We start from the raw sequence: 7,458 nt of genomic DNA on the forward strand, positions 1-7,458 counted from the left end.
CGCCGTAGTCGTCCGCCATGGCACGCAGGATGCCGGCGAAGACGGCGCCGAACCCCGGTTGAGTGCCGGCACAGCATAGCCGGTAGCGCGAGGGTCCGATCCCTTCGAGCGCAAGTTCGGGAAGGTGAAGGTCGGCCACGGCAAGGCGCACCCGGTCGGGCAGTTCGTCGAGCGAATGCAGGAAATCCTCGTAACTCTCACCGCCGAAGCGGAGCAGGCGGCGCAGAGGTTCGAGCCCGACGAGGTATATCCCCAAGTCTTCCAGCAAGGCCTCCCGCGGCTTGTCGAGACGGCGCATGGCGGCGGAGAGAACGGCATCGGTGACGGCATCGTCGTAGAGTTCCAGGGCCTCGAACCCCTGGGGATCGAGCCCGGCGTCGACGGCCACGCCGGCCCATATCCCAGGGCCGTAGGTGTCCCGCAGGAAACACTCGATGGAACGGTTGACAAGACCGTGCATGGGCACTCCTTCACGCTGAAAGGCTACGCGAAGGGTCGTTAAGAAAGGCCGAAGCGCTGCAATTGCTCAGAAATCGGTGGGCGCGCCACCCTCTTCCTTCCGGCGGGCGACGAAGGCGCGAAGCTCCTCCCTCACGGCGTCGTCCATCGGCGGTGCCTCGAACTCCGCGAGGATCGCCTTGGCAATCCGGTGCGAACGCTCGGCGGTCCAGACCGCGCCGTCGATCTGCCAGGCCTCGAAATTGCGCCAGTCGGAAGCGAAGGGCGCATAGAAGGCGGTGCTGTAGCGGTCCTGAGTGTGCTGGCAGCCGAAGTAATGTCCTTCCGGACCCACCTCGGCGATGGTCTCCAGCGCGATGTCCTCCGGCCCGGTGGCCCAGACCCGCGGCTCCATGTAGCGCTGCAGCATCTGCACCATCTCGCAGTCCATCACGAATTTCTCCGGGCTGGCGATCAGCCCGCCTTCGAGCCAGCCGGCGGCGTGGTAGACCATGTTTGTGCCCGACTGCATCGCCGCCCAGAGGGAGTTCGACGTCTCCCACATCGACTGGCCGTCGGGCACATTGGCCGCGCAGACGCCGGAGGAGCGCAGGGGCAGACCGTAGAACCGCGCCAGCTGCCCGGTCATCTGGGTGGCGCGCATGTATTCGGGCGTGCCGAAGGCCGGGGCACCGGACTTCATGTCGACGTTGGACGTGAAGGTGCCGATCATCGCGGGCGATCCAGGCGCGGCGTATTGCAGGAGCGCGATCGCGCTGAGCGCCTCGGCGATGGAGAGCGTCACCGCGCCCGCCATCGTCACCGGCGCCATCGCGCCCGCGAGCGTGAAGGGCGTCACGACGACCAACTGCCCGGCGCGCGCCAGCCTCAGCGCCCCGTCGATCATCGGGAAGTCGTGCTTCAGGGGCGAGACGGAGTTGATGTTGGTGAACATCCGGGGCCTTGCCCGGAAGTCCTGGTGGCTGAGCCCGCCGGCGATCCGCACCATCTCCATCGCGTCCTCGACGCGTTCCTTTCCCAGCGAGTAGGCGTGGCAGACCTTGTCGGTGAGGGTGAGCTTTTCATAGAGGCAGTCGAGGTGGCGGACGGAGGGGTGGACATCCACCGGCTCCACCGGATAGCCGCCGGCGAAATGGATGCAGTTGAAATACTGCGTCAGCTTGATGAAGTCGCGGAAGCCTTCCATGAACCCCGGCACCTTGCCCCGGGCAAGGTCCCAGTAGTTCGGCGGCGAGGAGACGTTGCCGAAATAGATCTCGCGCCCGCCGAAGGTCAGCGTCCGGTCCGGGTTGCGCGGCGTGACGGTGAAGCGGCGCGGCGCCCGGCCGATCATTTCCATCACGAAATCCTCGTCCATCCGGACGGTCTCGCCCTCCACCCGCACCCCGGCCTGACGGAAGAGCGCCAGCGCCTCCTCGTTCAGGAAGCGGATGCCGATGTCCTTGAGGATGCGCATGGCGCCCTTGTGGATGGACTGCACGCCCGCCTCGTCGAGGGGCTCGATGGGCCGGTCCGGGTTCACGGGGATGCGCCAGGGCATCTGCTCGATCGCACGCACGCCGGCACGCTCGGCATGGCCGGCCCGCCCCCCTGCCCGCCTGCGTTTCTGTTCGCTTCCCATCGCCGCCCTCCGTTGCCGGTCGCCCAAGCATGGGGCGCGATCCGCGCGCTTCGCCGTCTGCTGCGACAGGAATGCGTCGTTTTTGAACCGCCAACGCTGCGCGACCGCAGACTTAGGCGGCGTCGCGGGCGGCAATCCAGTCCGGCAGATGGCCGATGTCGGGCAGCACCGCGTCGGCGACGGATGCGAGTTCCGCGGCTTCCGCCACGCCGGTGAGCACTGCGACGGTCGGCATTCCGGCGGCACGGCCGGCCAGGAGGTCGTGCCGGCTGTCACCGATCATCGCGATGCTGGCGGGGGGCAGCCCCATGGCGCGGGCGAAGGCCAGTAGCGGCCCCGGTTGCGGTTTGGCGCCATGACCGCTGTCGAAGCCGGCGATGAAATCGAAATGGCGCTCCACCCCAGCCCAGGCGAGATGCGCGCGCGCCGGTTCCTCGCCGTCGTTGGTGACAAGCCCGATCTTCAGCCCCATGGCGCGGAATCGCTCGAAGAGCGGCGGCAGCGGTACCGCAGGTACCAGTTCCGCCTCGGCCGAGAGCGCGTTCATCCGCGCGACGAGGGCGTCCGGCGCCATCCCGGGAAGATGCGGCAGCAGGAGCGCCGCGATCTCGGGCACGGGATGGGCGATCACGGCACTGTCGCTGGCGAAGGCGCCCGTCGCAATATCGTAGCCGACCGCACGGCCGAGGACCTCGGGCGCCACTCCCGCCTCTTCCGCGAGATTGACGAGCAGGCGGCGCGACCACGCACCCCAGGTCGCACGGAAGTCAAAGAGCGTGCCGTCCTTGTCGAATAGAAGCCCGCGGATTGCCGACATTCCCGTCCCCATTCTTGCGCGCCCGGTCCCGGCCACCCGAGCCTTGGCGGCGCGACCTTCGCCGCTTTGGAGACCGGGCGCAATGGGTCAGGTCCAGTGCCTCTCGGCCCCGCCTGGCAGCGCCTGACGGGCCGCCAGAGGATCGGTGTAGGCGTAGCCTGCGGCGTCGCAGAAGGCGACGATCCAGGCGTCATCCATCAGCAGGAAGTCGAGCATCGAGACGAGGAAATCCGGCTCGGCTGCCCGGTCGCGAAGGTCCCCGGCCGAGGTCCCGGTCGCGCCGAGGAAGACCGGCAGCAGTTCGTCGTTCCCCACGAGCCAGGCCAGCGCGTTGAGCGCCAGCGTTTCGGCAAATTCCGGCCCCGCAGGCCCGCTCTTACGCATTCGTTACCTTCGCGGAAAGCATTTCTTAACCATTGCAAACGAAAGATGAGTGGAAGGATCGGTGAAGTAAAGCGAACGGAGGCCCGCCCGTGGCCGGCAAGATTCTCATTGTGGACGACGTCGCGACTAACCGCATCGTGCTGAAGGTGAAGCTCGCCGCCGCCTATTACGAGACCGTGCAGGCGGCAAGCGGCCGCGAGGCGCTGGCGCTCGCACGGTCGCTGCGGCCCGATCTGGTGCTTCTCGACGTGGAACTCCCTGACATGGACGGAATCACCGTCTGCGAAGCGCTGAAGGCAGACCCCACGACGCGCGACATCCCGGTGGTGATGATCACCGCCTTCCGCGACAGCGCCCGAAAGATGGAGGCGCTGAGGGCCGGCGCCGAGGAGGTATTCTGGAAACCGATCGACGAGATGGTGCTGCTCGCGCGGCTCAGAAGCCTGCTCCGGGCGCGCGAGACGGCCGAACAGCTCGGACTGCGCGACAGCACCTACCGGGAACTCGGGTTCGCCGAGGCCGCAAAGGAATTCGCGGGCCAGGCGCTCGTCGGGCTCGTCGCCGGGCGGGCCGAGACGGCGCTCGCGTGGAAGCGGGAGTTGCAGGGCCATCTCGACGACCGAGTCCTTGTTCTCGACCGGGAAACGGCGCTCGGCACTTTCGCCGGCGGCAGGGTGCCGGATGTCTTCGTGGTCGCCGCCGATCTCGGCCGGGCCGGCGACGGGCTCAGGCTCATGTCGGAACTGCGCTCGCGCGCGGCGACGCGCTATTCCTCGGTCTGCGTCATGCTGCCCGCGCAGGGACGGGAAGTGGCGGCCGTGGCGCTCGACCTCGGCGCGGCCGACCTGATCGAGGAGCGTGCCGATCCGGCGGAAATGGCGCACCGGATCACCACCCAGATCGCGCGCAAGCGGCAGTCCGACCGGCTGCGCGCGTCGGTCGCAGACGGGCTTCGTCAGGCCATGACCGATCCGCTCACGGGCCTCCACAACCGCCGCTATGCACTGCCGCATCTGGCGCGCATCGCCGAGCGCGCGGAGATAACCGGGCGGCAGTTCGCGGTCATGCTGCTCGACCTCGACCGCTTCAAGGCCATCAACGACACGCTCGGCCACGCCGCCGGCGACGCAGTACTGGTCGAGGTGGCCAAGCGGCTCAGGTCGAACCTGCGGGCGGTGGACCTCATCGCGCGCATCGGCGGCGAGGAGTTTCTCGTGGCGCTGCCCGACACCACGCTCGAGGCCGCGCGGGCGACTGCCGAGCGGCTTCGCCGCGTGGTCGGCGAACGGCCGGTCCGGCTGAAGGACGGCGGCGGCGTTTCGGTGACGATATCCATCGGGCTTGCCCTCGGCGGACGCGGCGCCCGAGGGGTGGAGGAGCTGATCGGCCTCGCCGACACGGCACTTCTCGATTCCAAGGCCGAGGGGCGGAACCAGGTCACGATCTGCCGCTCCGCGGCCTGAACGGCCGAAGGGGCGCAATCGCCTCCGCGCGGGGGCTCACTCCCCCTTCCGGCCGCGGTCCAGCATGCGTTCGATACGGTCGGCCAACGCCCCCCGAGCCTCGGGCGTCATCTGCCCCAGCCGTTCGAGGAAGAGCCGCCGGCCCAGAGCGAAGCGCTCCTCAGCCCGCGCCCCCTGGCGCAGCAGAAGCGCCTCGACCGCCGCCGCATCCCAGGGATCGGCCCGGAGTGCCGCGGCGAGTTGCGCCGCGTCCTCGGCCGCAGTTCGGCGCCGCATTCCGACATCGGGCGCGGCGGCCATGAACGCATCGCGCAGCGCCATGCGATCCTCGCGTGTCAGGGCCTCGGTGAAGGGGCCGAAACCGACGTCACGCACCTCGCGGTGGTGGCGCAGGCCCGCGCCGAGGACCGCAGCGGCGACAAAGAGGTTCACGCCCAGCGACAAGACAAGCGCCCAGGTCTTCCACCGCCCGCCCGGAACGGTCGGCGCGGGAACGGTGGCCTTCGGCGTTTCCGGTTCCGCCATGGTCAGCCCTCCCATCCCGGCAGAAGCGGGATCGTGTCGCCGCCCGGCAGGAGTTCCGTGGCGCCGACGGACGCCCCCGCCCCGACCAGCCCCGCAAGCGGACCCGTCTCGCCGAGCCCGGCATAACCGAACCAGAGACCGGCGACGGTCGCGGTTGCAAGCCCGCCGAGCGCACCCCAGCCGGCCTGGGCGCCAAGCCAGCGGAGCAGGCCGGCGCGCGCCGGTGCGACGCGCGCCGGGTCTCGCGACGCGGTCCGGACCGGCATTGCATCTTCCGCATCCGCGATGATGCGGGCCAGAAGTGCCTCCGACGGCACCGCCGCGGCACGACGCGCCGCGGCGAAGAAGTCTTCCAGCTGATCGTCGTCCCGGTCCATCTCAATCCCCGTCATATCCCAGTTCCTCCCGCCGCCCCGCAAGTCTCTGCGCCAGTCCCCGCTTGCCGCGCGCGACCAGGCTTTCCACCGCCTCGACGCCCACGCCCATGATCTCGGCGATCTCGGGGTTGGCGAGCCCTTCGAGATGGCGCAGCACGACGGCCTCGCGCTGCCGGTCGGGCAGGGCCATGAGCGCCGCTTCGAGTGCTGCCGCGCGTTCGGCCTCGATCAGCCCCGCGACCGCCCCCGGCTGCCCGTCCTCGGGCTCCGGCCCGTCGTCAAGCGGCACGGTCCGGCGTCGCCTGAGCCGGTCTGTCGCCAGGTTCATCACCACCCGGTAGAGCCAGGTGGAGACCTTCGCCCCTCCCGCCTGCCATCCCGGCGCGGCGCGCCAGAGCCTCAGCATCGCCTCCTGCGCCAGATCCTCCGCCTCGGCGGCGTCGCCCAGCATCCGCTGGCCGACACGCAGGGCGAGGGGTGTGAGGCGCAGCGCCAGTATCCGTGCGGCAGCACCGTCGCCCCGACCATAGAGGGCCAGGAGCGCATCGTCGGACCGTGGGTCGTCGAGGTCGAGCGGCATGGGCATGAGGTCATGGCTAGACCGGAACGACCGGCGCCGCAAACCCCAAGCGCGGGGATGCAGGCGCCGCACCGCCGATCCGGACCCCGGCCGCGGGCCGGGGCCCGTCGCCGTTACTGACCGGCCCCGTCGTTCGTGGTGCCGCCCTGCGTACGACACGGTCCCATGCCGTAGCCCTGTCCCATGCCATAGCCCCGGTCGTCATCACCGAACCAGCCGCCCTGGCCCATCCCTTGGCCCTGCATCCCTTGGCCCTGCATCCCGTGACCCCGCATTCCGTGGCCCCGCATTTCCTGGCCCCGCTGGCCGTTTCCGCCTCGACCCATCATGCCCCCCATGCGGTCGCGCATGGCCTGAAGCTCGGCCTCGGTCACCGCGCCGTCGCCGTCGGCGTCAGCCCGGTCGAAGAGACGCCCGGCCATCGGCGGGGCGATCAGTTCCTCGACCGAAAGCTTGCCATCACCGTCGACGTCCTGCGCCTCGACCCGCTCCTTGGCCATGGCCTCGATCCGCGCCTGCATCCGGACGGTCATCTTCGCGGCGAGTTCCGCCGCGCTGATCATCTTGTCGCCGTCGGAGTCGATTCCGGCGAGGTTCGACTGCCGGTAGGCGGTGAGTTCGTCGCGGGTGATCTTGCCGTCAGAATCCTTGTCGGCGCCGGCGAAGTCGAAGTCCGCCCAGGGAGCGCCGCCGATTCCTCCGTCCATCATGCCGCCCCGCATGCCGCCCCGGTCGAAGGCCGAGAGCACAGTGGGCGTCGCAAGGGCCGCAGCCCCGGCGGTGAGCGCGAGCACGGCGAGAAGCGATCTGGAAACCATGTCGAAGTCCTTTCTTTCGCGGTTCAAGTCTTCCGGGCCCGCCTCCACGACCGGCCTCTGATGCTCTCACGCAAGAAGCGGGAGGTTCCGTCGCGGCGATCGCGTACCCCCTGCTGAGGCGACCGCCGCACGCCGAAGCTGCGGGCTTTCGCCGCGTGCCCGGCGATGCTACACGGCGCTCATCCGCCCAGGAGACGCCCGATGACCGACGCAGCCCTCGACCGCCACGACGACCGCCCGGCCCGCCCGGCGATGCTGCGCGGGTTTCTCCGCCGCTGTCCGGCCTGCGGCAAGGGCGCGATGTTCCGGGGATACCTCAAGGTCCGCGACGCCTGCCCGGCCTGCGGCGAAGAACTTCGCCACCACAGGGCGGACGACGGGCCGGCCTATCTCACGATCCTCATCGTCGGACAC

General features: G+C 69.7%; 10 protein-coding genes. 2 read left to right on the forward strand and 8 right to left on the reverse strand.

The features are described 5' to 3' along the window. The 4 genes from ACMUOO_RS15620 to ACMUOO_RS15635 all read right to left on the reverse strand — a co-directional run. A partial coding sequence (locus ACMUOO_RS15620; protein WP_413855698.1) for a heme NO-binding domain-containing protein occupies positions 1-460 on the reverse strand: 460 nt, incomplete at its 3' end. Positions 461-526: 66 nt separating this feature from the next. After that, positions 527-2,080 (reverse strand): trimethylamine methyltransferase family protein, encoded by a 1,554-nt coding sequence (locus tag ACMUOO_RS15625; protein ID WP_301919546.1) that lies wholly within the window; start codon positions 2,078-2,080, stop codon positions 527-529. Positions 2,081-2,192: 112 nt separating this feature from the next. Further along, the gene (locus ACMUOO_RS15630) at positions 2,193-2,897 is read right to left on the reverse strand and encodes an HAD family hydrolase (protein WP_301919547.1); all 705 of its coding nucleotides are present in this window, start codon (positions 2,895-2,897) and stop codon (positions 2,193-2,195) included. A gap of 87 nt (positions 2,898-2,984) precedes the next feature. Then, positions 2,985-3,281 carry a DUF3572 domain-containing protein gene (locus tag ACMUOO_RS15635; RefSeq protein WP_301919548.1) on the reverse strand — a complete coding sequence of 99 codons (297 nt, stop codon included), beginning with the start codon at positions 3,279-3,281 and terminating at the stop codon, positions 2,985-2,987. An 89-nt stretch (positions 3,282-3,370) separates the two neighbouring features. Between ACMUOO_RS15635 and ACMUOO_RS15640 the strand changes: the two genes are divergently transcribed. Then, entirely contained in the window at positions 3,371-4,744 is a 1,374-nt protein-coding gene (locus ACMUOO_RS15640; protein ID WP_301919549.1) for a diguanylate cyclase, read from the forward strand. A gap of 36 nt (positions 4,745-4,780) precedes the next feature. Here the strand turns inward: ACMUOO_RS15640 and ACMUOO_RS15645 are convergent, their stop codons facing one another. The 4 genes from ACMUOO_RS15645 to ACMUOO_RS15660 all read right to left on the reverse strand — a co-directional run bounded on the left by ACMUOO_RS15645 (position 4,781) and on the right by ACMUOO_RS15660 (position 7,044). After that, the gene (locus tag ACMUOO_RS15645; protein ID WP_301919550.1) at positions 4,781-5,269 is read right to left on the reverse strand and encodes a periplasmic heavy metal sensor; all 489 of its coding nucleotides are present in this window, start codon (positions 5,267-5,269) and stop codon (positions 4,781-4,783) included. A gap of 2 nt (positions 5,270-5,271) precedes the next feature. After that, complete coding sequence (locus tag ACMUOO_RS15650) at positions 5,272-5,661, reverse strand: hypothetical protein (protein WP_301919551.1); 390 nt, start codon at positions 5,659-5,661, stop codon at positions 5,272-5,274. Next, a complete protein-coding gene (locus ACMUOO_RS15655) occupies positions 5,648-6,232 on the reverse strand; it encodes an RNA polymerase sigma factor (RefSeq protein ID WP_301919552.1) in 585 nt (194 codons plus the stop codon). The genes ACMUOO_RS15650 and ACMUOO_RS15655 overlap by 14 nt, the downstream gene beginning before the upstream one ends. A gap of 107 nt (positions 6,233-6,339) precedes the next feature. After that, positions 6,340-7,044 (reverse strand): EF-hand domain-containing protein, encoded by a 705-nt coding sequence (locus ACMUOO_RS15660; protein WP_301919553.1) that lies wholly within the window; start codon positions 7,042-7,044, stop codon positions 6,340-6,342. A gap of 201 nt (positions 7,045-7,245) precedes the next feature. On the opposite strand from ACMUOO_RS15660, the gene ACMUOO_RS15665 reads away from it, so the two are divergent. Then, positions 7,246-7,458: DUF983 domain-containing protein (locus ACMUOO_RS15665; protein ID WP_413855699.1), on the forward strand; the 213-nt coding region annotated here is incomplete at its 3' end.

Origin of the sequence: Albidovulum sp., assembly GCF_041919395.1 — a bacterium.
GTDB lineage: Bacteria > Pseudomonadota > Alphaproteobacteria > Rhodobacterales > Rhodobacteraceae > Albidovulum.

Bases quoted from the DNA above. Each gene is read 5' to 3' on its own strand.
- ACMUOO_RS15650 (WP_301919551.1), bottom strand. From the start codon at position 5,661: ATGACGGGGATTGAGATGGACCGGGACGACGATCAGCTGGAAGACTTC.
- ACMUOO_RS15630 (WP_301919547.1), bottom strand. From the start codon at position 2,897: ATGTCGGCAATCCGCGGGCTTCTATTCGACAAGGACGGCACGCTCTTT.
- ACMUOO_RS15645 (WP_301919550.1), bottom strand. From the start codon at position 5,269: ATGGCGGAACCGGAAACGCCGAAGGCCACCGTTCCCGCGCCGACCGTT.
- ACMUOO_RS15635 (WP_301919548.1), bottom strand. From the start codon at position 3,281: ATGCGTAAGAGCGGGCCTGCGGGGCCGGAATTTGCCGAAACGCTGGCG.
- ACMUOO_RS15660 (WP_301919553.1), bottom strand. From the start codon at position 7,044: ATGGTTTCCAGATCGCTTCTCGCCGTGCTCGCGCTCACCGCCGGGGCT.
- ACMUOO_RS15625 (WP_301919546.1), bottom strand. From the start codon at position 2,080: ATGGGAAGCGAACAGAAACGCAGGCGGGCAGGGGGGCGGGCCGGCCAT.
- ACMUOO_RS15655 (WP_301919552.1), bottom strand. From the start codon at position 6,232: ATGCCCATGCCGCTCGACCTCGACGACCCACGGTCCGACGATGCGCTC.